The following is a 23,849-nucleotide window of genomic DNA, read 5'->3' on the forward strand; positions in this document are numbered from 1 at the left end:
CCCGGTGCGGGCGGGGTCACGCCGTCCAGATCGGGGGCTTCCGGCCGATCCAGGGGCGGGCCTCCTCTAGCTGGGCGGACAGCGAGATCAGCGTCCCCTCGCCGCCGAGCCGCCCGGAGAGCATGATCCCGATCGGCAGCCCGTCGCCGTTCCAGTGCAGCGGCACGTTCACCGAGGGCTGGCCCGAGATGTTGTACATCGCGCAGAACGGGGTGAACCGCTTCTGCCGCTCGAAGTTCTCGGCGGGCTCCTGGTCGTGGAAGTAGCCGACCGGGGCGGGCGGCTGGGCCAGGGTCGGGTGCAGGATGGCGTCGAACTCGTCCATCACGGGGAACGCCGCCCGGAGCGCGCTCTGCAACGCCGCGTGCGCCTGGAGCAGTTCCGGCGCGCCGGTCGCCTCGCCGCGCGCCCGCAGCCAGCGGGTCAGCGGCTGGAGGAGGTGCTCGCTCTCGTCCGCGACGGGCGTCAGCGTCGCCATCACGCCCCAGAGCGTCTCGAAGTGCGGGACGAGGTCGGGCCCGAACACCTGCGGCATCTCGACGACCTCGTGCCCCAGCTCCTCCAGCAGCGCGGACGCCTCCTCGTAGGCGGCGACGCAGTCGGGGTGCACCTCGGCGTCCGGCACGGCGGGCTGGATGCTCCGCGCGATCCGGAGCCGCCCCGGCCGACGCTCCGCGTACGAGGAGAACGTTCCATCGACCGGCGGCGCGGCGTACAGGTCGCCGGGCATATGGCCCGCCATCACGTCCAGGAGGAGGGCGGCGTCGCGGACGGTCCGCGCGATGGGCCCGTTCGCGGACAGCCCGAAAAGGTCCGGGACGATCGGCCCGTGCGACACCCGGCCGCGGGTCGGCTTTATCCCGACCAGCCCGCACACGCTGCTCGGGATGCGGATCGACCCGCCGCCGTCGCTGCCCTGCGCGACCGGCGCCAGCCCGGCCGCGACCGCCGCCGCGGCGCCGCCGCTGGACCCGCCCGCCGACCGGGACGTGTCCCACGGCGTCCGCGCGGGCGGGGACACCGCGCCCTCGGTGTAGCAGGGCAGCCCGAACTCCGGCGCCGCCGTCTTGCCGAGCAGGACGGAGCCCGCGTCCCCGAGCCGGGTCACGACGTTGTCGTCGGCGAACCCGGTCAGGTCGGCGTACACGGCCGAGCCGAAGGTCGTCCGGACGCCGTCGACGAGGTTCAGGTCCTTCACCGGGACGGGGACGCCGTGCAGCGGCGGCAGCTCCGCCGGGTCGGCGGCGTCCAGGACCGCCTTCTCCGCGATCCTGGCCTCGTCGCGGGCCCGTTCCGCGGTGACCGTCGCGTAGGCGCCCACCTGCGCGTCGAGCCGTTCGATGCGGGCCAGATAGTGGTCGACGATCTCGACCGGCGATACTTCCCTGGTGCGGACGGCCGCCGCCATGCGGGTGGCGCTGAGGTCATGAGGTTGTGTCACAGACCGGAACGCTAGACGCCGTGTGCGTGGGCATCAAAAAGGGCAGGCAGGATGACAGCGGTCGAAGGGAGAAGAATACTTACGTACCCATCCCTGACGGCAGTGAATCACTCACGCGCGGCGACAAAACTATTAACCCGGCATGACTAGTCGCCAACCGGACTGATGATTACTCTGCGCACGGAGGATCATGCCCCCGAAGGGAAAGGAATACGGAGCGTCACCATGGCGACCATGGAGCGGGGCAATACGCAGGCGGCCGGGGCGCAGGCCACGGCCGGGTCGGACGAGGCGGCGGCAGAGGAAATGCGTGAGCACCATCACCAGGCTCCGGTGAAGGAGCGTCCCGAGGAGCCCGAAGAGCCCGAGGAGAACCCGGTCGCGACCGTGCTCGACGACCCGCGGACCCGCCGCTGGCTGTGGCGGGGCGGCGTCGCGGTCGGCGCGGGCGCCCTCGTCGGGCTCGTCGCCGGCTGGCGGCTCGGCCTCACGCTCGCGGTCCTCGTCGTGATCGCGGACGTCGTCCGCCGCTCCCGCACGGACTCCACCGTCACCGCCTGGCAGAAGTCGTCGGCGGCCGAGCGGCGGACCGAGAAGCAGCTCAAATCCCTGCAGCGCAACGGATACCTCGTGCTGCACGCGCGGGCCGTCCCGCGCGACGACGAGGGCGTCAGCGACGGGCGGATCGACCACCTGGTCATCGGCCCCAGCGGCGTCTACGCCATCGACTCCGAGAAGTGGGACAAGCGTCTCCCCGTGCGCACCATGTCCCACCTCAAGCTCTTCCACGGCCCCTTCAACAAGAAGGACCGCCTCGACGAGGCCCGCTGGGAAGCGCAGATGGCGAGCAACATCCTCGGCGAGTCGGTCGGGTTCGACGTGCCGGTGCAGCCGTCCGTGGCGATCTACGGACCGTCCATCCCGTGGAAGGTCATGCGGGTCAGGGACGTGGACGTCTACGCGGGCAACCGGGCGCGGGCCTACCTGCGGCGCCGGCCGAAGATCCTGACGGACGGCGACGTCCAGCGGATCTTCCAGGCGGCCGAGAAGGCCCTGCCGCCGAAGTACCCCGACTGAGGACCGGCGCGGCCCGACTTCCCCGGGCCGCCCGGACGTTCCGCGCCCGCCCCGCGCGGCCGCGACGAGCACGGCGGACCGGTGTCCGCCCCGCGTACCGGTACGACGGAGAGGCCGGGACGTCCCGCGTCCCGGCTTTCCGCACGTCTTCGGGCGATTCGGCGGCGGCCCGCGGTTGGTAGCATCGACTGGACACCGGCCCGCCGCGCGAACCTCCGCTGAGCCGGCGGCAGCGCCGCGACCCGCCGCTGCGATCCCAGTACGGCGCCTCGCCCGCCGCGCCCACGTCCGCGCGGCCCGCGACCGCGCGCACGGTAGAACCGCAGGGCACGCCGCCCCAGCTTGGAGAGGTCCCGATCATGCCACCGCTCAGGTCACGCACCGTCACCCACGGCCGCAACATGGCGGGCGCGCGCGCCCTCATGCGCGCCAGCGGCGTCGAACGCGAGGACTTCGGCAAGCCGATCGTCGCGGTGGCGAACAGCTTCACCCAGTTCGTGCCGGGCCACGTCCACCTGGACGAGGTCGGCAAGGTCGTCGCCGGGGCCGTCCGCGAGGCGGGCGGCGTGCCGCGCGAGTTCAACACGATCGCCGTCGACGACGGCATCGCCATGGGCCACGCCGGGATGCTGTACTCGCTGCCGTCCCGCGAGGTGATCGCCGACGCGATCGAGTACATGGTCAACGCGCACTGCGCGGACGCGCTCGTCTGCGTCTCCAACTGCGACAAGATCACGCCGGGGATGCTGCTGGCCGCGCTGCGCCTCGACATCCCGACGGTGTTCGTGTCCGGCGGGCCGATGGAGGCGGGCAAGCCGGTCGAGGGCGTGATGGACGGCAACAAGCTCGACCTCATCGACCCGATCATCGCGTCCGCCGACTCCTCCCTGTCGGAGGAGAAGCTGCTGGAGATGGAGGAGAGCGCCTGCCCGACCTGCGGGTCCTGCTCCGGCATGTTCACCGCGAACTCGATGAACTGCCTCACCGAGGCGATCGGGCTGGCGCTGCCCGGCAACGGGACCGTCCTCGCCACGCACACCGCCCGCCGCCGCCTCTACGAGGACGCGGGCCGCACCGTCGTCGACATCGCCCGCCGCTACTACGACGGCGACGACGACTCCGTCCTGCCGCTGAACATCGCGACCCGCGACGCCTTCGCCAATGCCATGGTCCTGGACGTCGCCATGGGCGGCTCCACCAACACGATCCTGCACCTGCTCGCCGCCGCGACCGAGGCGGGCGCCGACTTCGGGCTCTCCGACATCGACGAGCTGTCCCGCCGCGTGCCGTGCGTCTGCAAGCTGGCCCCGGCCACCGGCAAGTACCACGTCGAGGACTGCCACCGCGCCGGCGGCATCCCCGCCCTGCTCGGCGAGCTGAACCGGGCCGGGCTGCTGCACAGCGACGCGCACTCGATCCACTCGGCGTCCCTGGACGAGTTCGTCGCCAAGTGGGACGTCCGCTCCCCCGACGTCCTGCCCGAGGCGGTCGAGCTGTTCCACGCCGCGCCCGGCGGCGTCCGCAGCACGTCGGCGTTCAGCCAGAGCGCCCGCTGGGAGTCGCTCGACCTCGACCGTGAGAACGGCTGCATCCGCTCGGTCGAGCACGCCTACACCGCCGACGGCGGGCTCGCCGTCCTGCGCGGCAACATCGCCCCGGACGGCGCGATCGTCAAGACCGCCGGGGTGGACGAGGAGCTCTGGACGTTCACCGGCCCCGCCGTCGTGTTCGAGTCGCAGGACGACGCGGTCGAGGGCATCCTCGGCGGCAGGGTCAAGGCCGGCGACGTCGTCGTGATCCGCTACGAGGGCCCGAAGGGCGGCCCCGGCATGCAGGAGATGCTGTACCCGACGAGCTTCCTCAAGGGCCGCGGGCTCGGCAAGGCGTGCGCGCTGATCACCGACGGCCGGTTCTCCGGCGGGACGTCCGGCCTGTCGATCGGGCACGCCTCCCCCGAGGCGGCGGGCGGCGGGATCATCGCCCTGGTCGAGGACGGCGACCGCGTCGTGATCGACATCCCGAACCGCGTCCTGGAGCTGGACGTTCCCGCCGACGAGCTGGAGATCAGGCGCGAGAAGCTGCTCGCCGACCTCGGCGGGTACCGGCCGCGCGACCGGAACCGCCCGGTGAGCGCCGCGCTGCGCGCCTACGCGGCGATGGCGACGTCGGCGTCCACGGGCGCGGCCCGCGACGTGTCGCAGATCGAGGGCTGAGCGCTACGTCGGAGGTAATGGCCTTCGTTCCCCGTCAGGGGCCAGAGTGGCAGGGCCGGGGAAGCCCGGCCCCGCCGCTCGGAAGGAGACCACGATGACCGCGTACGCGCTCGCCCACCTGCGTCCCCGGCCGCCGCTGCACGAGGACGTCTTCGTCTACATGGAGCGCATCCAGGCCACCATGGAACCGTTCGGCGGGCGGTTCCTCGTCCACGCCAGCGACGCGGAGGTGCTGGAGGGAACGCTGGAGGGCGGCTACGTACTGGTCGAGTTCCCCGACATGGCCACGGCCCGCGCCTGGTACGCCTCGGACGCCTACCGCGAGATCCTGCGCATGCGAACCGACCACATGGAAGGCACGGTCGTCCTGCTGGACGGCGTCCCCGAGGACTACGACGCCACGCGGACGGCCGCGGCTCTGCGCAAGGCCCAGGAGGGCTAGGAGCAGCACCCGCCGCCGCAGCACCCGCCGCCGCCCCCACCCGCCGGACGAGTCGGCGCGGACGCACCGGTGACGGCGACCGTGGACAGCAACTTGACCGTGTCGTCATGCCCCTCCGGGCACGGCGCCGGATCGGACGCATTGATCATCGGCCGGGACACCTCAAAGGTCGACCCGCAAGCACGGCAACGATAGTCATAACGAGGCACCCACCCAGAATACGTGTTTGCCCAGGGGGGCGACCCCCTGGAACCCCCGTTACGAGCCGGTCGATCCTCACGGCACGGTACGGGTCGCCGGGACCGTGCGGGTTCGTTGCGTGCCGCTGCGGTCGACCGGCTCGGCGGGCCGTGCGGCCTCCGGGCGCTGGGCGCCCTCCGGCCGCCCGGCCCGGACACCCCTAAGAGATCACGCGGCGGGCTCCGTTACATATGCGGCCCATTGGGGGTCGCCGTCGTGGATCAGGCCTATCAGGCGCCAGTGGGCGCCTCTTGGGACGGCGGGGGTGACGGTCAGGGTCCAGCCGATTTCGGACAGGAGGCGGTCGGCCTTGCGGTGGTTGCAGGTCATGCAGGACGCGACGCAGTTCTCCCAGGTGTGCTTGCCGCCGCGACTGCGCGGGTGGACGTGGTCGATGGTCTCGGCGCGGAGCCCGCAGTAGACGCAGCGGAAGTTGTCGCGGCGCATCAGCGCGGCGCGGGTGAGGGGGACGCGGGTCCGGAACGGGATGCGGACGTAGCGGCGGAGCCGGATGACGGACGGGACGTCGACGGCCATGGTCGCCGAATGGAGCACGGCGCCTGAGGTGTCGTGGTGGACGATCTCGGCCTTCTCCCGAAGCACGAGGCAGACCGCCCGCCGGAGCGGGAGCGTGGTGAGTGGTTCGTACGTCGCGTTCAGGAGGAGGACCTGTCTCATCTCAGACGCCCTCCGCCGGGCTGTCCTGCTGTTCCTCAGCCTCGGCGGGCGCGACGGGGCGCGCCTCGCACCGAGGCCCGATTATCGATTCCGGTACCTGCGCACTCGCCATGAGGACCTCCCCGGGGCGAACCGACCAAAATCAGTGTGGCGTCTGAGGGAGGCCGTCCGCTACCCCAATAGTCCCCCTTCGGGGGGCTGATCGAACGCAAACCCCGGTTCGCGGCGCGTTGGAGAGCGCGGGACGGGCCGCCCGGAAGGCCCAATACAGTGCATCCATGACGCCGTTTCCGCCCGCGCACCGCGCGGACATCGTCGAGGAGATCCACGGACACCGGGTCGCGGACCCGTACCGGGCGCTGGAGGACGCGGGCAGCCCGGAGACCAGGGAGTGGCTCGCCGCCCAGGACCGGCTGTTCCACAAGGTCGCGGACGCCCTGCCCGGCCGGGCGGGGCTGCGGGGGCGGCTCACCGAGCTGCTCGGCGCGGGCAGCGTCGGCGCGCCGGTGTGGCGGGGCGAGCGCCGGTTCTTCACGCGCCGCACCGCCGAGCAGGAGCATCCGGTGCTGTACACGGTCGGCCCGGACGGCTCCGAGCGTGTCCTCGTCGACCCGACGGCCCTCGACCCGGAGGGGACGACGACGCTGGACGGCTGGCAGCCCGACAAGGAGGGGCGCCGCCTCGCCTACAAGCTGTCGACGGGCGGGGACGAGGAGTCGCTGCTCTACGTCATGGACATCGCGTCCGGCGAGCGGGTGGAGGGCCCGATCGACCGCTCCCGGTACTCGTCGGTGGCGTGGCTGCCGGGCGGGGAGGCGTACTACTACGTCCGGCGGCTGCCCGCGCGGGACGTCCCGGCGGGCGAGGAGCAGTACCACCGGCGCGTCTACCTGCACCGGGTCGGCACGGAGCCCGACACCGACGACGTCCTGATCTTCGGCGCCGGGATGGACAAGACCAACTACTACGGCGTGGGGGTCAGCCGGGACGGCCGGTGGCTGACGGTCTCGTCCTCGCAGGGCACGGCGCCGCGGAACGACCTGTGGATCGCGGACCTGTCCGCGTCGCCGCTGGAGTCGCCGGGGCTGCGGCCCGTCCAGGTGGGCGTGGACGCGGGCACCGGCGTGCACATCGGGCGCGACGGCCGCGCGTACATCTTCACCGACCGCGACGCGCCCCGCTCCCGGCTGTGCGTGGCCGACCCGTCCGACCTGGCGTACGAGGCGTGGCGGGACCTGATCCCGCAGGACCCGGAGGCCGTCCTCACCGACTTCGCGATCCTGGACGACCTGGAGAGGCCGGTCATCCTGGCGGGCTGGACGCGCCACGCGATCAGCGAGATCACCGTCCACGACCTGGAGACCGGCGAACAGACCGGGACGGTCCCGACACCCGGGCTGGGCTCGATCGGCGGCATAGTCGAACGCCCCGAGGGCGGCCACGAGGCATGGTTCGGCTACACCGACAACGTGACCCCGTCCTCGGTCATGCGCTACGACGCACGCACACGCGAAACGACACTCTGGGCGTCCGCACCGGGCACGGTCGAGGTCCCGGAGATCGAGACGCGCCAGATGACCTACTCATCGGCCGACGGCACCCAGGTCCGCATGCTGGTCTCGTCCCGCCCCGGCCACACGGGCCCGCGCCCGACCATCCTCTACGGATACGGCGGATTCAACATCTCGCTCACCCCGTCCTACTCGGCGAGCATCCTGGCCTGGGTCGAGGCAGGCGGCGTCTACGCGATCGCGAACCTGCGCGGCGGCTCCGAGGAGGGCGAGGACTGGCACCGCGCCGGGATGCGCGACCGCAAGCAGAACGTGTTCGACGACTTCCACGCCGCCGCCGAGAAGCTGATCGAGGACGGCCTGACGACCCCGTCCCAACTGGCGATCTCGGGCGGCTCGAACGGCGGCCTGCTGGTAGGCGTCGCGCTGACCCAGCGTCCCGACCTGTACCGCGCGGTCGTCTGCTCGGCGCCCCTCCTGGACATGGTCCGCTACGAGCGCTTCGGCCTGGGCCAGACCTGGAACGACGAGTACGGAACCGCCGACGACCCCGAGGAGTTCGGCTGGCTGATCGGCTACTCCCCGTACCACCACGTCCACCCGGGCACCGCCTACCCGGCCGTCCTGTTCACCACCTTCGGCAGCGACACCCGCGTAGACCCGCTCCACGCCCGCAAGATGTGCGCCGCCCTCCAGTACGCGACCGCCTCAGAGGCCCCGATCCTCCTCCGCAACGAGTCAGACGTAGGCCACGCGGCCCGCTCCGTGACCCGCTCGGTCGACCTGATGACAGACACCCTCTCCTTTCTCGCCGCCCAGACCGGCCTCCCCCTGGGCGACGAATTGACGAGTGGTCTAATAACAGGATGACCATGGTGCAGAGCCCCATAGACCGGCTCCTCGCGCTACTGCGCGAGGAGCCCACCCGACCGGACGTCTCACAGGGCTTCTTGGACCTGCTGCCCCCGGAGACGCCCCGCTCCCCCTCGCTAGCCCAATCGGTAATGGAAACGAGTTTCCTACCGAAGATCTACGAGCGAATCTGGCGCCCCATAGGCTTCAACGTGGCGAAGGGCTGGCCGCTAGGCCCGGACACGGCCACCGAACAAGCCATGGCCCGAGACTGGCTGGCCCTCTCTGGAGGCCCAGCGACAGTCCTGGACGTGGCCTGCGGCCCCGGCAACGTAACCCGAGCCCTATCAAAAGGCGTGGGAGAAGGCGGCCTACTCATAGGTCTGGACGCATCGCGACCAATGCTGACGCGCGCCGCGGAAGACACAACAGACCCGAAAATCCAATACGTCCGAGGCGACGCGACAGACCTACCCTTCCGCGACGCCACCTTCGACGCCGTATCCTGCTTCGGCGCCCTCTACCTGTTCAAAGACCCCTGGGCAGCAATAGACGCAATGACCCGCGTCCTAAAACCAGGCGGCCACCTAACAATCCTCGCATCCCGCCACCCAGCCATACTCCCAACCCCACCCGCAGCCCGATCCCTACTACGCCGAGCCACAGGCTACAAAATCTTCGGCGACAAAGAAATAACAGCGGCACTCAGAGATCGCGGCTTTCAAGACCTGAAGCAACACCGCTACCCCTTCATGCAACTGGTAGGCGCAAGCCGACCCCAGTAGGCAGTAAGCCGGGGCCAGGCGCAAGCGGCCCCCACCCGCTCGGTCAGGTGCTCTTCTGTTCCCGGGTAACGGTTGGCGCAACGCCGAGATTCTTGGCGAGAAAAGCGTGCATCTGTTGCTCCACCGAGCTTCGGACCTTCTTGCAACGCCGCCTGGAGCATTCTGCGAGTTGCCAGGTGACGAACAGATCGGGATTGATTCTATAGTGCACGCCGAATCTCATGGGAGTACCGCCTAGCGCAGCGAACTGCTTCGCTTGCGGGTATTGCCGGAGAATGTCCTCACGGATGGCTTCATGCGCCGCCGTAGTGGTGGGGTATCGGTCCCAGCCGAAGAAGAGATTGACGTCAATGGCGTTCTCAGTGGACATCTTCGCGGAGTCGAACTTCAGTCGCAATATATGCCAATGCGTCATCGCACCCCCTCTTTCGCGTTCCCTCCGTCAGCCACTTAGGGCCACCGTCGCCCATGGCGCATTATTCCGAACCAGAAGAGCTTGTCAAACCATTTCAGTTCCGCACGAACCGTCTGGATGTCGCCGTGGACGGCACGGTGAACCTGGCAACGGTTGATGCTCCACATGTCACGGTCCGTCCGAACGATGTCCCATTCCGGGAATCGGCACCGCAACACTTCGAGTTGCCATCTTTCCTGAATCCTTCGGAGTATGTGCACTTAGAACCCCTCAAGAGGCTGGAGACGAAGCGGAGTTAGGCGGCGGGGAGTGTGGGGCTCTCGACCCCGCCGGAGTCTCACTTAGAAGTCTCGACCTCGAACCAGACGTTGCCGCCGGTCTCGTCCACGTACGAGCCCCAGGCGCTCGCGAGCGCGTTGACGAGAAACAAGCCTCGCCCGTGCTCGGGATATTGCGTGCCGGGCTCGGTGATTCTCGGCGTGCTGTGCGCGGAGCCACCGTCGATGACCTCGACCCGGATTCGGTCCCACAGTTCGATGACGAGAAGCAGGACCTTCCCGCCGTTGTCCTTCGAGGCGGAGTGCACGATGGCGTTTGTGACTGTCTCGCTTGTGCACTGCTCGATGACTTCAACAACGTTTTGAGAAAAGCGTTCCGTCAGCATGACACGAATTGCCCGGCGCGCTCGGGAGACTTCTTCAGGAGAGCAGGAGAGCGTCACTCCTTTCATTGGTGACGTGAATGTCTTCATTTTCTCTCCTCGCGTTGCGGCGTCCGCTTCGTACTTTCGAGTGAGTCATATCCTGTCACCATGTCCAAGAAGCGCTAGCGCGTCATGTCCGTACGCGCATACGCTGACATCATGGAGGCACACAACATCTCCGAGGCACTTAAAATGATCTTGGAAGGGCGTGGTTGGACCCAGGGCCGCTTAGGCTCTGAACTGGACATGGATCAGCCCACGGTGTCGCGCCTGATCAGTGGCAAGCGAGACCTGAAGATCAATCACGCTGCCGCGTTGCTAGCCCGTGTAGGCTGGAAAATACGCATAACCCCCGAAAGTGAGGAGTCGGACCCCGTGAAGCGTCGCGAATTCATCATCGCTGCCGCGTCGGTGACCCTGATTCCAACACCCACATCCAGCCCCTACAAAGACTCGACCTACGTCCAGATGCTGGCCAATCGACTTTCCACGTCGGAACTCCAGTTCGGCGGCTCTCCGCTCGTCTCGACAGCACTGCGTCACGTTCGGAACGTGAAAGGTGCAATCACCAGCCGGGACCGCGCCCTTCAACAGGCGGCATCCAACCTCGCAAGGAGCGCATCGCTGATCCTTTACGACGCGCGACTTCCCCGGGAAGCCGAAGAAGTCGGATCAGTCGGACTAACGCTCGCGCGACGTGCGAACCACGTCGAAGGTGTCGCGCACAGCCTCGAGAATCTCTGTTGCTTCACAACCTCAGTCGATTCACAAAAGGCAGCGCACTACGCACGAAGGGGGCTCCTGCTTGAAGAGATCACGAGTGAACATCGGGCACGTTTGAACGCCCGGTTGGCGGTCGCACTCGGCTGGCATGCAAGGACGTCGAGCTTCAGCATCAGTGAATCGCTATCCGCCATGGACACTGCCCGTGAACTGGACGGGCTCTCTCCGATCACTAAGGGCGTGATCGCCGGGAATGCCGGATTATCCTTCGCGAGGATACGGAACTACGACCGGGCCAATTCGGCATTTGACGCGGCCGTCCGCAGGTTCGAGGATCTCCCGTTGCTCGCCGCGACCTGGCGCGGGAGCCAGGTCTTGGCGTCGCTGCGCGCAGGCCAGGTTTCACAAGCGGCGAACCAAATGGAAGACCTGGCCTCAATAGTTCCACTCGTGACCTCAGCACGATCGGACAGGAACGTGAGGCAGATTCTTACCTATGCGAATCAGTGGCACCGTGTCCCCGAGATGCGAGAGGCGATCGGGCACCTCCGCTCCGTTGCGACGCCAGCTCCCCGGCGAACGTAGAGGGATGATCGGGGTTAGCCGACGGCTGGTCAGGTTGGCCAGCGAGAACCTGGCCGAAACCAAAAGCGAAGCGAGCGCAAGCGAGCGAGCAGCACCCACCCGCACCCACTACTGCACAAAACCCCAGCCACCACAGAACCCCGCAACAACCAAAAGAGTCGCGATCGCGTCCGAAGGCAGGTTCGAGCGAAGCGAGAACCCGATCGCGCAGCGAGCCGCAAGGCGAGCCGGAGCGATGCAGCGATCGCACCGCGTTTCTCGACGATGGAGGGCCGCCAAGGCCCGAAGGAGGAGAGAAACGCAATAAACAAGCGGGGCCGTCCCGTCGGGCCGCGCCACCGGCGTGACGACCCCGCGGCTCAGGTGTTCACCGGAGTGGTTTCTCGATGTAGATGTTGACGATGCCGCCGATGGTCTCGCGGCGGGTCTCCGTCCAGCCGAATTTTCGGTAGAGGGCGAGGGCGGGCTCCTGGAGTTCCGTCGTGTCGGCGCGCAGGATGCGGTAGCCGTGTTCGACGGCGCGTTCTTCCAGGGCTTGGACGAGCGCGGCGCCGTAGCCGCGGCGTTGCAGGGCGGGCAGGACGCGGAGGCGGACCATTTCGGCGGCGTCGAGTGCGGGGGCGCCGGGGGCATAGCCGCCGTAGGCGCGGGCGTGGCCGCCGGGGACGAGGTCGGCCCGGCGCAGGCCGCCCATCGCGACGATGCCGCCGTCGAGTTCGCCGACGAGGAATTCGCCGTCGTTGCGGAGGTAGATGTCGTCCATGCGGAAGAAGTCGTGGTCGTAGTAGACGCCGTCGCCGGGGCGCAGGCCGACCTGGGCGAGGCCCTCGCGGTGCAGGGCGAGGACGATGCCGTGGTCGGCGGCGTGGTAGCGGCGCAGCCGGAGGTCTCCGAAGCGCCATTCGGGCGGCTCGTCCCTCAGCCGGACGAGGGTGCGGGCGGGGTGGCCCGGCCAGGAGGCGTTGTCGGGCGTGGCCATGCCGGGTCAGACCTGCTCGGACGGCGGGACGGACGGACGGCCCTGCGTCGGACTCTGCACCCAGGGCCCGGCGAGGGCCTCGTAGAAGTCCTTCAGCCCGGGGATCTCGCCGTGTTTCGCGGAGACCGCGGCGCCGATCTGGCGGGCGCGGTGCACGAGGATGTCGGACCGGTGGTCGGACGGCAGGTCGAGGATGGCCTCCTGCCCGGCGGCGAGCGCGGCGTCGGGGTTGCCGCCGTGGAGTTTGCACATGGCCCGGTCGAGTCGGACGAGGGTGAGGTCGACGCGGTCGGTGGGCGAGTAGAGGGTGAGGGCGTGGCTGAGCGCCTCGTCGCCGTGCTTGTGGTCGCCGAGGCTGGTGAAGGTGTCGCCTTCGTAGAACGCCATCTGCCGGTCGGTGAACCCGAAGACGAGGTCGCCGGTGTCGGTCTTGGAGAGTTGGTCGAAGACCGAGCGGCCGCGGACGAGGGCGCGCCGGGCGCTCGGCGCGGCGTCGCCGCGGCCGCGCAGCGCGAGCATGCCGAGCGCGCGGGCCTCCACGGCGGGGGCCATGGCGGCGGCGACGCCGGGCGTCCGGCCGGCGAGGTCCTGCGCCTTGCGGGCGAGGTGCAGCGCCTCGCGCGGGTCGCCGTAGTACATCGGGACGAGCGACTCCCGGACGGTCACCCAGGCGCGCAGCTGCCGGTCGCCGGTCTCGTCGGCGGCGGTGCGCGCGGTGCGGAAGAACGAGCGGGCGAGCCGGTGGTCACCGAGGTTGATCATGATCAGCCCGGACAGCCCGGACAGCTGCGCGGCGATCCGGCAGAGCCGCTCCTGGAGCTCGACCGGCTGCCGCTTGTCGCACATCCGCCGCACCTCGCTGAAGTCCAGCAGGACGTCGCAGAGCATGCGCAGGGAAGGGGTGGCCTGGTACTGCTGTCCGTAGCCGTACGTGGTCTCCTCCCACTGGTCGAGCATGGTCGGCGAGACGGTCGCGCCGACGAGGGTGTCGTCCATCTTGCGGCGCAGGTTGTCGACCGCGCCGAGGAACTGACCGTCGAGCGCCACGCCCGCTCCGGCCAGAAGTTGCAGCAGGGTCCTACGAAGCACGATGTCCTCCTCTCCCACATCAATGTTCAGGGGGCCGTCTGCGCGGTCGGGGCCCCGTAGGTCGGTCACCGTCGCCCAGGGCCGCTCTCCGGACCTGGGGACGATCGCCCCGACGAGAGCGTCGGGGTCTTGAACCGGGCGCCGCTCGGACACCCGGGGCTGGGGGACGCTCCCGGCGCCTGAACGGACGGCGTGGCCGCGTCCGCAGATGCAGGGGCTCTGGTAGTCGAGCGCGTCGGGCTCGACCCGGTAGACGGCGCACAGGTAGTGGAGGTACTCGGGGCCGGGGCGCTTGTAGCCGCTCTCGTAGGCGGACAGGAGGGTCTCGCCTAACCGGGGCGGGGGCTTGCCGTCCACCTCGTAGAGCGCCTTGACCTGGGCGACGATGTCGGACAGCGCGACGCCGTGGGCGAGGCGGTGCGCCTTGACCCGGCTGGTGCCGAACAGCGGGCCGCACGCCTCGTGGATCTCCTGCGCGATCTCGACCGGGGAGCGCCCTCGGGCGAGGGCATGCGCGCGGATCCGGCGAGCCACGTCCGTTTCTTTACGGGGGGGATCCGACATCGGCTCCGGCCTCCTCCACCGTCGGGCGGGGACGTCGCTTCCCGGGGGGGAGGACGATCGTCCCGGCCACGGCGACCGGTCATTTTGATTGGCCACGAGAGATAATCTCTCGCGCACGCAGCGTAACCCCCGTCACAGTGCGGGCCAAGCGATTCGGCGGAAGTGGTGACCTCCTGGACGGGTCCCGCCCACCGTGGGTAGAGAATCTTCCTCCGTAGGGGTGGAGACTTCCTCTGAGGTGGGGCAATCCGGTTCTCCGCCGGACGCGGCGTCACTTGACCAGGCACCGTGAGAGTTGCAATTCTCGCCGCGGGTGACCGAACGGCTCCACAGAGTCGATCATCAGTCGATCACCCGTCCGGTGCTCGCAGAGCCCGCGCCCGGCAACGCGGCCGGCGCTCGCCTACGGAGGGGGTGCGAAGGTGGTCAGCGACAGACGCGTCGGCTACCTCGAACAGCTTGAGCACGAGCTCGACACGCGGGGGCTCGTCGCCCGCGTCGTCCGGACCCGCTCGGGCCCGGCGTTCCTGCGGGTCGTGAACCCGGAGGCCGCGAGCCTCGCGGAGGACGTGACGTGCGCCCCCGCCCCCGAGACCAAGGACCACTACTTCTGGTGGTCGTGGGGCGAGCGGATGCACCGCGTGGACGACGTCGGCGGCGCCGCCCTCAAGCTCGCGCACGTCCTGCAGCCGCTGCGGCGCTGACCCCGGCGGACGGGCGTTCCGGCGGCCGCCGGAACGCCTCCCAGACCGGGCGCGCCCCGCGCCCCGCGGCCGGAGAGACAGCGCGGCGGTCGCGGGCGCCGCAGGGGCGCGCCCGCCGGTCCAACCCTCCCCGGCCAGCCGTGACCATCCCCGAAGCGAGTATGAACCGGTCGGAAACGTCCCCTACGATCAGGCTCGTACCCGCCGGGGGCACGGCGCGGTGTCCAGGCACCACAATGGCCGGGGAGGGTTCTTCGCATGTCGTTCGCCGTCGCTTCGTCGTTGCCGTGGGCTCAGGACGGCACCCCTGAGGCAGCCTGCGGCGACTCCACGCCGACGACCGCGTGCCGGCTCGTCTGGAACATCTCGCACAACAGCGGGTTCACGAAGTTCTACGCGGACTGGCTGGACGCCCCGCTCGGCACCCTCTCCAAGATCATCCTCACCTTCGTGATCGCGCTGATCGTGCGCAACCTCGCGCACCGGATGATCAGCAAGGTCACGATGCAGATGGCCGAGGGGACGATGGCGGAGAAGGTCCGGGAGCGGTCCCGGACGGTCTTCGACGGCAACCCCGTCCTGCTGAACAAGCGGCGCGCGCAGCGGGCGCAGACGCTCGGCTCGGTGCTGAGATCCATCGCGTCCATCGTGATCATGGGGACGGCGGCGTTCAGCATCCTCGGCTCGATCGGCCTCAACATCGCGCCCATCCTGGCCAGCGCGAGCGTCATCGGGGTCGCCGTCGGGTTCGGCGCGCAGAACATCGTCAAGGACTTCCTCGCCGGGCTGTTCATGCTGCTCGAAGACCAGTACGGCGTCGGCGACATCATCGACGTGGGCGGCGCCAAGGGCACGGTCGAGGCGGTCACGCTGCGGGTCACGCGGATGCGGGACGTGAACGGCGTCGTCTGGTACGTCCCGAACGGCGAGATCAAGAGGGTCGGGAACGAGTCGCAGAACTGGGGCCGCGCCGTCCTCGACATCCCGGTCGACATCCACGAGGACACCGAGAAGGTCAAGGAGATCCTGCAGAGCACCGCCGACGAGATGGTCGCGGACGGGCCGTGGAACGACATCGTCCTGGAGGAGCCGTCGGTGTGGGGCGTGCAGGCCCTCGCCGGTGACGCGATCGTGATCCGCGTCGTGTTGAAGACCGCGCCGGGCAGGCAGGGCGATGTGGCGCGCGAGCTGCGCGAACGGGTCAAGCGGTCGTTCGACGAGGCGGGCGTCACGGTCGCGACCCCGGCGCCGTGACCGTCCAAGATCCGGATCGGGACGCGGCCCGCGCGGGGTCTCGCATAGGGTGGGGAGCGCTATGGCTGAACAGGTGACCTTCTACGAGGCGGTCGGCGGCGAGGAGACCTTCCACCGGCTGGTGCACCGCTTCTACCAGGGCGTCGCGGACGACCCCGACCTCCGCGCCCTCTACCCCGAGGAAGACCTCGGCCCCGCCGAGGAGCGGCTCCGGCTGTTCCTGATCCAGTACTGGGGCGGTCCGTCGACCTACAGCCAGCGGCGCGGGCATCCGCGGCTGCGGATGCGGCACGTCCCCTTCGTGATCGACGAGGCCCAGCGGGACGCCTGGCTGCGCCACATGCGGGTCGCCGTCGAGGAGCTGAAACTGCCCGAGCCGCTGGAGCAGCAGCTCTGGAACTACTTCACGATGGCCGCCCAGAGCCTCGTGAACGCTCCGACGCCCCGCTAGATCCGCCGCCCCGCCAAATCCACGTGGGCGCCAACCTCGGCTCCGGCTTGCCCATGGCCGCATTCCGGCCTGCCCGTCCGCTGAAGCGGCCGAGAAGACGGCGCGGTGTGCCCGGCCGTGCCAGGGGTCGGCGCACGGGCCGGGCACACCGCGAGTTCCGCTACCGGACTTCCGGAGCTACAGCGGCGGGCGCTGGAGCTGCAGCGGGTCGTCGGCCGCCGGGGCGGACTTGAGCGACTGCGTCCCCGCCTCGACACCGGCCCAGCGCTTGAGGTCGGCGATCGCCTTCGCCTTCTGCTCCGGGGTGAGCTTGTCGATCAGGCGGGCGCTGTGGTTCATGCCCGGCGCGACGTAGACGGCCGAGTCGCGGCTGCCGTGCCCGAGGCGGAACGGCTCGGAGCCCCACGGGTCGTTCGAGCCGTAGAGGAACAGCATGTGGTTCGCGTTTCCGCGCACCCAGCGGTCGATGTCGCGCATCGCCTTTCCGCGGTCGAACCGCATCGGGATGTCACGCGGGACGTAGGTGCGCGGCTGGTAGCTGCTCTCGTACCGCAGCAGCGGGCGCAGGCTCTTGAACTTCGGCGTGGGCCAGCCGAGCTGCGTGCCCGCCTGGTAGTAGTACGGAATGTAGGGCTGGAGGCCCTGGTCGCTGTAGAACGACAGCCCGGAAATGGTGTCGAGCGTCTGGTAGATGTCGTCGTCGGACGCGTTCACCGCGGGCAGCGACGCGCAGTCGGACTGCAGGCTGTACTGCCAGAACGCCCACTCGTAGTCCATTACCGAGTTCTCGAACGCGCGGTCCTGCGTGCGCAGGATGGTGAACGTCCAGCCGCCCTCGTCGGCCGCGGCCTTGAAACGCTTGAGCATGGCCGGCCGGCGCTTCAGGAACTCGCGGGCGAGCGCCTTCACGTGGGCGCGGCATTCCGGGTCCGTGCCGACCTTCTTGAAGAAGTCGTCGTAGGCGTGGTCGTCGTTGTTGTTCACGTCGTTAGGGGCCACGTACACGACGCTGCCGTCCACGTCACGCGGGTAGAAGCGCTTGTGGTAGACGGCCGTCATGCCGCCCTTGCTGGCGCCCGTCGAAATCCACTTGCCCTTGTAAATGGTCTTCAGCGCGCCGATGAGGCGGTGCTCGTCGGTGGCGGCCTGCCAGATGTCGTCCTTCGACCAGTCCGCGGGCTCGGGACGGGACGGCGTGAAGTACCGGTACTCCACGGAGATCTGGTTGCCGCCGACCAGGGCCGTCGGCTCGGCCGTGAACATCGTCTCCGGCGTGTTGTATCCACTGGTGTAGAGCACCATCGGCCGGTCGGACGCCTTGTGCTGAAGCATGATGCGCTGCTCGAACCAGGGCCCGCGCGGCTTCCGGTGGTCCACCGGCTGCCGGTATTCGAGCCAGAACCAGCGGTAACCGGGCAGCGCCGACGTCTTCTCGGTCACCTGCATCCCGGGAATCGCCCTGAGCTGGTCAAGGATGTCGACGGCCTGAGCCGTTCCCCGCTGGGCCGTGCCCGCATGCGTGGTGCCCGCCTGCGCCGCCGTGACGCCCGCCCCGGTCATACCCGCGGCGAGCAGCAGTGCCATCGCTCCTCGTGAGACGCGCCGCATTAGTGCCCCTTTCGCGTGGGTTCTCCACATTCGCGTCGCGACCTTAGAGGGAGAAGGGTGCCGAAAACGGATTGCTGTTGCGCTTGTTACCTATCCGTGACGACTCGGTTGTCACGGCCCCCGCCCGCCTCCAGCACCCCGCGCCCGGCCGAATGCGGAGCGCCGCCGCACACGGCACGCTCGAACGCGGAGACGGCCAAACGAAGGGCGACCGAACGGGGCATGGCCGAACGCGGGCTTGGGTGAACGCGGGCTTGGGTGAACGCGGGCTCGGGTGAACGCGGGCTCGGGTGAAGCGGGGCGCGCACGGCGTCACACCGACGGAGCGGGTCAGGCGGGTGGGGTGGGGGTTATGCCGTCGTCCCAGGGGGCCAGGCGCTCGAAGAAGCGCTCGTCGTGCCAGCGGCCGTCCAGGTGGATGTGGCGGCGGGCCGTCCCCACGACGGTGAAGCCGTTCCGTTCCAGGACGCGCTGCGAGGCGTGGTTGTCGACCCTCGTGAACGCCTCGACGCGGTGCAGCCGCAGGTCGCCGAAGGCGACGTCCAGGGCGCGGCGCACCGCCTCGGTCGCGACGCCGCGTCCGGCGTGCGCGCGCGCCACCCAGTAGCCGAGGAAGCAGCTCTGCAGGGGGCCGCGCAGGACGTTGTTCAGCGTGATCCGTCCGGCGATCTCGCCCTCCAGCAGGATCACGCCCGGCCACATCTCGCCCGTCGCGTACGCCTCCACAAGGCGCTGGAGGTTGTCGCGCTGGCCGTCGACGGTGAAGTAGGCGTCGTCCCGCACCGGCTCCCAGGGGCGCAGGTAGTCGCGGTTCTCCGCGTAGAGCGCGGCGAGCGCCTCGGCGTCCGCCATCTGGACGACGCGGAGCCGCACCTCCGACCGGACGTCGGCGAGCCGGGGCGGCGTCCCCGCCGGCGCGGTCATGCGCCCGGCGCCAGGTAGCGCCCGACGAACTCCCGTTCCGCCTCGGTGAAGCGGCGCAGCCGGTTCGTCTCCGGGTCGAACGCGACCATGGTGGACGTCGCCTCGGCGTAGACGTTGTCGTCGTCCCGCACTTCGTAGGCCAGCTTGAACGACGCGGCGCGGGCCTCGGTCACCCAGGTCTCGACCCGGATCGGGTAGACGGTCGGCAGCAGCGGCAGCCGGTAGTCGATCTCGTGCCGCGAGACGACCATGCCGCGGACCGGCTTCTCCCCCTTGCGCACCGGGTCGCCGTGGAACATCTCCAGCCGCGCGTCCTCCAGGTAGCCGAGGAACCTGACGTTGTTCACGTGGCCTTGGGAGTCGATGTCGCCGAACCGGATGTGGAACTCGTACACGTGCCGGTACTCGGCCTCGGGCAGGTCGGTCTGCTGCATGTCCTCGCCTGGGGGTACGGGAAACCGGTCCGGCCCGATGTTACCCGCAGCGGGTTCGTCCACCGCGGGCGCGCCGGGCGCGCCCGCGGTGGACGGGTGGATCAGTCGCGGGTGAGCTTGCGGTGCGTCACGCGGTGCGGACGGGCCGCGTCGGCGCCCAGTCGCTCGATCTTGTTCTTCTCGTAGTCGGCGAAATTGCCCTCGAACCAGAACCAGTTCGAGCCCTCCTCCCACGCGAGGATGTGCGTCGCGATGCGGTCGAGGAACCACCGGTCGTGCGAGGTGATCACGGCGCAGCCGGGGAACTCCAGGAGGGCGTTCTCCAGGCTGGACAGGGTCTCGGTGTCGAGGTCGTTGGTCGGCTCGTCCAGCAGCAGGACGTTGCCGCCGAGCTTGAGGGTGAGCGCCAGGTTCAGCCGGTTGCGCTCCCCGCCGGACAGGACGCCGGACGGCTTCTGCTGGTCGGGGCCCTTGAACCCGAACGCGGCGACGTAGGCGCGGGACGGCATCTCGACCTGGCCGACGTTGATGTGGTCGAGACCGTCCGAGACGACCTGCCACACCGTCTTCTTGGGGTCGATGCCGCCGCGGCCCTGGTCGACGTAGGAGACCTTGACGGTCTCGCCGAGCCGCAGCTCGCCCGCGTCCGGCCGCTCCTCGCCGACGATCATCCGGAACAGCGTGGTCTTGCCGACGCCGTTCGGGCCGATGACGCCGACGATGCCGTTCGGCGGGAGGCTGAAGGACAGGTCGTCCATGAGGACGCGGTCCTCGAAGCCCTTCGTCAGCTTGTCCGCGACGATCACCGTGTTGCCGAGCCGGGGGCCCGGCGGGATCTGGATCTCCTCGAAGTCGAGCTTGCGGGTCTTGGCAGCCTCGGCCGCCATCTCTTCGTACCGCTCCAGGCGGGCCTTGCTCTTCGTCTGCCGGGCCTTCGGGTTGGACCGGACCCACTCCAGCTCGTCCTGGAGGCGCTTCTTGCGCTTGGCGTCCTTGTTGCCCTCGACCTTGAGGCGGTCGGCCTTCTTCTCCAGGTACGTGGAGTAGTTGCCCTCGTACGGGTAGCAGCGGCCCCGGTCGAGCTCCAGGATCCAGGTCGCGACGTTGTCGAGGAAGTAGCGGTCGTGGGTGACGGCCAGGACGGTGCCCTCGTACTTGGCGAGGAACTGCTCCAGCCACTGGACGCTCTCGGCGTCGAGGTGGTTGGTGGGCTCGTCCAGCAGAAGCAGGTCGGGGGCTTCGAGGAGGAGCTTGCACAGCGCGACGCGGCGGCGCTCACCACCCGACAGCTTCGCCACCTCGGCGTCGCCGGGCGGGCAGCGGAGCGCGTCCATGGCCTGTTCGAGCTGGCTGTCGAGATCCCAGGCGTTGCGGTGGTCGAGCTGCTCCTGGAGCTTGCCCATCTCCTCCATGAGCTCGTCGGAGTAGTCCGTCGCCATCTTCTCGGCGATCTCGTTGAACCGGTCGATCATCGCCTTGGTCTCGGCGACGCCCTCCTGCACGTTCCCGAGGACGGTCTTCTCCTCGTTCAGCGGAGGCTCCTGCTGGAGCATGCCGACCGTGTACCCGGGCATGAGGCGCGCGTCGCCGTTGGACGGCTGCTCCAGACCGGCCATCATGCGCAGCAGCGTCGACTTACCGGTGCCGTTCGGTCCCAGGACGCCGATCTTCGCGCCCGGGAGGAAGTGCAGGGTGACGTCGTCGAGGACGACCTTGTCGCCATGTGCCTTGCGCACACGCTGCATCGTGTAGATGTACTCGGCCATATTTCAAGCCTAGAGGGTCGCGGGCACCGCTTCGTCGCGGCGCGGGAGGTTACACGGCGCGTTACGCGGTGCGCTACGCGGCGGGGGCCGGGGGGCCGTCGAGGGCGGGGAGACAGACGCGGTCGCGGCCGGACGACTTGGCGCGGTACAGCGCCAGGTCGGCGGAGGCCATCAGCTCCAGCAGGTCTTCGCCGTGGGTGCGGAACAGGGCGACGCCGACGGACACCGTGACCGTCACCGTGCCCTCCTCCGCCGGGACGGCGAGGCGCCGCACCCGGCCGCGAAGCCGCTCGGCCACCCGGCACGCCTCCACGGTGTCGGCGCCGGGGAGGAGGACGACGAACTCCTCGCCGCCGAACCGCCCGACGACGTCGTAGTCGCGGAGCTGGTGGCAGAGCGTGTTCGCCACCCCGATGAGCACCTGGTCGCCCATGAGGTGGCCGTGGGTGTCGTTGACGCGCTTGAAGTGGTCGATGTCGATCAGCAGCAGGGCGACGGCGTCGTGGGTGCGCTGGGCGCGGGACAGCTCGGTGTCGGCCTCGCGCTGCCACGCCGAGGCGTTGAGCAGACCGGTCTTGGCGTCCGTCCGGGCGGCGGCCTGGAGCTGCTGGTGCATCAGGCTCCGCTGCAGCAGGACGACCGGGGGCAGCGCGAGGAGGAGTAGGCCCAGCGTCAGCGCGCTCGTGATCGCGACGAGGATGCCGACGCACAGCTCGACCACGTCCAGTAGGAGGATCTCGCGCGTCCAGAGGACGTCGCGCCAGCGGCTCTCCGGGTTGGCCGCGTGCGCGGCGATCGCCACGATCGCCGTGTTCACGACCGTGAACAGCGCGGCGCACCCGACCGCCGCCGGGATGCCCGGATACCCGTCGACGACCCAGTCGCGCGCCCCCTCTAACGGCTCCGGCACCACCAGGTGGAACACACCGGACGCGCCCGCCCCCGCGATCCCGTACGCCGCCGCGACCAGCACCCGCCGGTAGATCAGCGTCCGCCGCACCCGGAACTGCAGCAGCGCCTGGAGCGGCACCGGCAGCAGCAGCGAGTAGACCGGCGGGAGCAGCAGCGCCACCGGCAGCCACCACGCCGACAGCAGGTCGCGCGCGACCCCCGCGGGCATGCCGAGCCGCCGGGACGCCTCGATGCACACCGCGCTGCACGCGAGGAGGGCCGCGAACGTCGTGACGTCGCCGATCCGGAACGGCGTCTCGACCAGCCCCGCGGCGATCAGCCCCAGATGGACGGCGACGACCACCGGAACGTAGACCAGGAGCAGGGGCGGACGCCCCAGAAGCGCCCGGCGCCTCGGCCTGCGGGCCAGCTCCCCACCACGGTCCTCGGCGGACGACTGCACTGCCGTCATCCTTCCCCCTTACGCGCATCACGTTGTGTAACACGATAGTTGCAACGTGTGCGGAAGGGGCGTGAAACAGGTACGTTCGGGAACGCACATGCGGGTGACAGCCGAGGTCGCCTCGCATCAGGGACCGCGGAGTCGCGGTCCCCGGCACATCCTGAGGGGGATACACCATGCGCGGCGTTTCCTGGATCTGACCAGGCCGCAGAACCCCGACGGTGCGGGGGCGACGACCGGCGGCCGAACCACCGCCGGCCACGCCCCCGCTCCCCGGAGAAACACCTCCCCCCACTTCCCCCCTCAGGGCCCGCCGGCCCACCCCGCGCCCGCCGAAGCCCAAGGCCAGGCGCCCTCTCCACCTGCCCAAAGAACGCCAGCCTTTGGCTGTGCTGTCGCCTACCCGAGGTCGCCTTGCCGCGTGGCTAGGGCGGGTGGTCAGGGGTCCGCTTCTTCGCTCGGGGCGGCGGGAGGGCGATCGGCTTCTGGTGGCGGGTGGGTCAGGCGGCTTTGGGTTCGGGTTCTTCGGTTGGGGTGAGGGCCCATTCGTCGGCGGTCTCGCGGGCGAGGCGGCGGTCCTCCTCGGTCAGGGGGCCGTTGCGCTGGGCGGCGCGGAAGTCGGCGGTGCCGCGGGTCAGGTCGGGGCCGAGGGTGAGGGCCTCGACCTCGGCGGAGAAGCGCCACTGGTCGTCGCGCTCGTACTGGCGGATCCGCAGGCGGCCGGTGACCAGGACGGGCGTGCCGCGCTGGAAGTCGGAGCCGTTGACGTTGTCGGCGAGGCCCCGCCAGCAGTTGACGGTCAGGAACAGGGCGTCGTCGTCCTGCCACTGGCCGGTCTGGCGGTCGAAGCGGCGCGGCGTGCAGCCGACCCTCAGCGACAGGAACGGCGTCCCGTTGGCGGTGACGGCGTAGCGGGGCTCGGCAGCGACCCAGCCGGTGATGGTGACGTGCGCCTCGTTCATGAGCGTCCTCCGTGGGGCTCGTGCAGTTCACGTGCTGACGAGTCCACGGTGACGCAGCGCGACCGGTCCCCGGAAGCGAAGCCGCGATTGTGGAT

The 23,849-nt window shown here is 69.7% G+C and carries 22 protein-coding genes; 9 read left to right on the forward strand and 13 right to left on the reverse strand.

What is annotated here, in order from left to right; all coding sequences use genetic code 11:
• Positions 1-16 precede the first annotated feature (16 nt).
• A complete protein-coding gene (locus tag FXF68_RS00585; protein WP_187437636.1) occupies positions 17-1,441 on the reverse strand; it encodes an amidase in 1,425 nt (474 codons plus the stop codon).
• Positions 1,442-1,675: 234 nt separating this feature from the next.
• Between FXF68_RS00585 and FXF68_RS00590 the strand changes: the two genes are divergently transcribed.
• The 3 genes from FXF68_RS00590 to FXF68_RS00600 all read left to right on the forward strand — a co-directional run bounded on the left by FXF68_RS00590 (position 1,676) and on the right by FXF68_RS00600 (position 5,173).
• On the forward strand, positions 1,676-2,518 hold the full coding sequence (locus FXF68_RS00590; protein WP_246178073.1) for a nuclease-related domain-containing protein: 843 nt from the start codon (positions 1,676-1,678) through the stop codon (positions 2,516-2,518).
• Positions 2,519-2,877: 359 nt separating this feature from the next.
• Positions 2,878-4,731 carry a dihydroxy-acid dehydratase gene (gene ilvD, locus FXF68_RS00595; RefSeq protein ID WP_148756860.1) on the forward strand — a complete coding sequence of 618 codons (1,854 nt, stop codon included), beginning with the start codon at positions 2,878-2,880 and terminating at the stop codon, positions 4,729-4,731.
• 94 nt (positions 4,732-4,825) lie between these two features.
• On the forward strand, positions 4,826-5,173 hold the full coding sequence (locus FXF68_RS00600; RefSeq protein WP_148756861.1) for a DUF1330 domain-containing protein: 348 nt from the start codon (positions 4,826-4,828) through the stop codon (positions 5,171-5,173).
• On the opposite strand, the gene FXF68_RS00605 is transcribed toward FXF68_RS00600, so the two are convergent.
• Together FXF68_RS00605 and FXF68_RS00610 are read right to left on the reverse strand one after the other, a co-directional pair.
• A complete protein-coding gene (locus FXF68_RS00605) occupies positions 5,170-5,382 on the reverse strand; it encodes an FmdB family zinc ribbon protein (RefSeq protein ID WP_148756862.1) in 213 nt (70 codons plus the stop codon). The two genes, FXF68_RS00600 and FXF68_RS00605, sit on opposite strands and share 4 nt — an antisense overlap.
• Positions 5,383-5,581: 199 nt before the next feature.
• Positions 5,582-6,091 carry an HNH endonuclease gene (locus tag FXF68_RS00610; RefSeq protein WP_067897030.1) on the reverse strand — a complete coding sequence of 170 codons (510 nt, stop codon included), beginning with the start codon at positions 6,089-6,091 and terminating at the stop codon, positions 5,582-5,584.
• Between the two features lie 278 nt (positions 6,092-6,369).
• Here FXF68_RS00610 and FXF68_RS00615 point away from each other — a divergent pair, with 278 nt between their 5' ends.
• Entirely contained in the window at positions 6,370-8,472 is a 2,103-nt protein-coding gene (locus tag FXF68_RS00615; RefSeq protein WP_148756863.1) for a prolyl oligopeptidase family serine peptidase, read from the forward strand.
• Positions 8,469-9,239 (forward strand): methyltransferase domain-containing protein, encoded by a 771-nt coding sequence (locus tag FXF68_RS00620; RefSeq protein WP_148756864.1) that lies wholly within the window; start codon positions 8,469-8,471, stop codon positions 9,237-9,239. Before FXF68_RS00615 ends, FXF68_RS00620 begins: the two co-directional genes overlap by 4 nt.
• Before the next feature lie 43 nt (positions 9,240-9,282).
• On the opposite strand, the gene FXF68_RS00625 is transcribed toward FXF68_RS00620, so the two are convergent.
• Both FXF68_RS00625 and FXF68_RS00630 read right to left on the reverse strand, forming a co-directional pair.
• Positions 9,283-9,654 carry a hypothetical protein gene (locus FXF68_RS00625; RefSeq protein ID WP_148756865.1) on the reverse strand — a complete coding sequence of 124 codons (372 nt, stop codon included), beginning with the start codon at positions 9,652-9,654 and terminating at the stop codon, positions 9,283-9,285.
• A gap of 337 nt (positions 9,655-9,991) precedes the next feature.
• On the reverse strand, positions 9,992-10,405 hold the full coding sequence (locus FXF68_RS00630; RefSeq protein WP_148756866.1) for an ATP-binding protein: 414 nt from the start codon (positions 10,403-10,405) through the stop codon (positions 9,992-9,994).
• 111 nt (positions 10,406-10,516) lie between these two features.
• Between FXF68_RS00630 and FXF68_RS00635 the strand changes: the two genes are divergently transcribed.
• A complete protein-coding gene (locus tag FXF68_RS00635) occupies positions 10,517-11,665 on the forward strand; it encodes a helix-turn-helix domain-containing protein (RefSeq protein ID WP_148756867.1) in 1,149 nt (382 codons plus the stop codon).
• Between the two features lie 367 nt (positions 11,666-12,032).
• On the opposite strand, the gene FXF68_RS00640 is transcribed toward FXF68_RS00635, so the two are convergent.
• Complete coding sequence (locus tag FXF68_RS00640) at positions 12,033-12,644, reverse strand: GNAT family N-acetyltransferase (RefSeq protein WP_148756868.1); 612 nt, start codon at positions 12,642-12,644, stop codon at positions 12,033-12,035.
• A gap of 6 nt (positions 12,645-12,650) precedes the next feature.
• Positions 12,651-14,297: an NsdA family TPR-like regulatory protein gene (locus FXF68_RS00645; protein ID WP_425458574.1), complete on the reverse strand. Its 1,647-nt coding sequence runs from the start codon at positions 14,295-14,297 to the stop codon at positions 12,651-12,653.
• Between the two features lie 422 nt (positions 14,298-14,719).
• Between FXF68_RS00645 and FXF68_RS00650 the strand changes: the two genes are divergently transcribed.
• The 3 genes from FXF68_RS00650 to FXF68_RS00660 all read left to right on the forward strand — a co-directional run bounded on the left by FXF68_RS00650 (position 14,720) and on the right by FXF68_RS00660 (position 16,706).
• Positions 14,720-15,001: a hypothetical protein gene (locus FXF68_RS00650; RefSeq protein WP_148756869.1), complete on the forward strand. Its 282-nt coding sequence runs from the start codon at positions 14,720-14,722 to the stop codon at positions 14,999-15,001.
• A 258-nt stretch (positions 15,002-15,259) separates the two neighbouring features.
• Complete coding sequence (locus tag FXF68_RS00655; RefSeq protein ID WP_148756870.1) at positions 15,260-16,255, forward strand: mechanosensitive ion channel family protein; 996 nt, start codon at positions 15,260-15,262, stop codon at positions 16,253-16,255.
• 61 nt (positions 16,256-16,316) lie between these two features.
• Positions 16,317-16,706: a globin gene (locus FXF68_RS00660; RefSeq protein WP_148756871.1), complete on the forward strand. Its 390-nt coding sequence runs from the start codon at positions 16,317-16,319 to the stop codon at positions 16,704-16,706.
• Positions 16,707-16,883: 177 nt separating this feature from the next.
• Here FXF68_RS00660 and FXF68_RS00665 read toward each other — a convergent pair whose 3' ends face one another.
• From FXF68_RS00665 to FXF68_RS00690, 6 genes are all read right to left on the reverse strand, one after another.
• The gene (locus FXF68_RS00665; RefSeq protein ID WP_148756872.1) at positions 16,884-18,290 is read right to left on the reverse strand and encodes a S28 family serine protease; all 1,407 of its coding nucleotides are present in this window, start codon (positions 18,288-18,290) and stop codon (positions 16,884-16,886) included.
• 354 nt (positions 18,291-18,644) lie between these two features.
• The gene (locus FXF68_RS00670) at positions 18,645-19,238 is read right to left on the reverse strand and encodes a GNAT family N-acetyltransferase (protein ID WP_148756873.1); all 594 of its coding nucleotides are present in this window, start codon (positions 19,236-19,238) and stop codon (positions 18,645-18,647) included.
• On the reverse strand, positions 19,235-19,672 hold the full coding sequence (locus FXF68_RS00675) for an acyl-CoA thioesterase (protein WP_148756874.1): 438 nt from the start codon (positions 19,670-19,672) through the stop codon (positions 19,235-19,237). Before FXF68_RS00675 ends, FXF68_RS00670 begins: the two co-directional genes overlap by 4 nt.
• Positions 19,673-19,773: 101 nt before the next feature.
• Positions 19,774-21,438 (reverse strand): energy-dependent translational throttle protein EttA, encoded by a 1,665-nt coding sequence (gene ettA, locus FXF68_RS00680; RefSeq protein WP_148756875.1) that lies wholly within the window; start codon positions 21,436-21,438, stop codon positions 19,774-19,776.
• Between the two features lie 73 nt (positions 21,439-21,511).
• The gene (locus FXF68_RS00685; RefSeq protein WP_148756876.1) at positions 21,512-22,801 is read right to left on the reverse strand and encodes a GGDEF domain-containing protein; all 1,290 of its coding nucleotides are present in this window, start codon (positions 22,799-22,801) and stop codon (positions 21,512-21,514) included.
• Between the two features lie 491 nt (positions 22,802-23,292).
• Positions 23,293-23,754: a single-stranded DNA-binding protein gene (locus FXF68_RS00690; protein ID WP_148756877.1), complete on the reverse strand. Its 462-nt coding sequence runs from the start codon at positions 23,752-23,754 to the stop codon at positions 23,293-23,295.
• Positions 23,755-23,849: the final 95 nt, after the last annotated feature.

Source organism: Actinomadura decatromicini, assembly GCF_008121305.1.
In the GTDB taxonomy this organism is placed as follows: Bacteria; Actinomycetota; Actinomycetes; order Streptosporangiales; family Streptosporangiaceae; genus Spirillospora; species Spirillospora syzygii.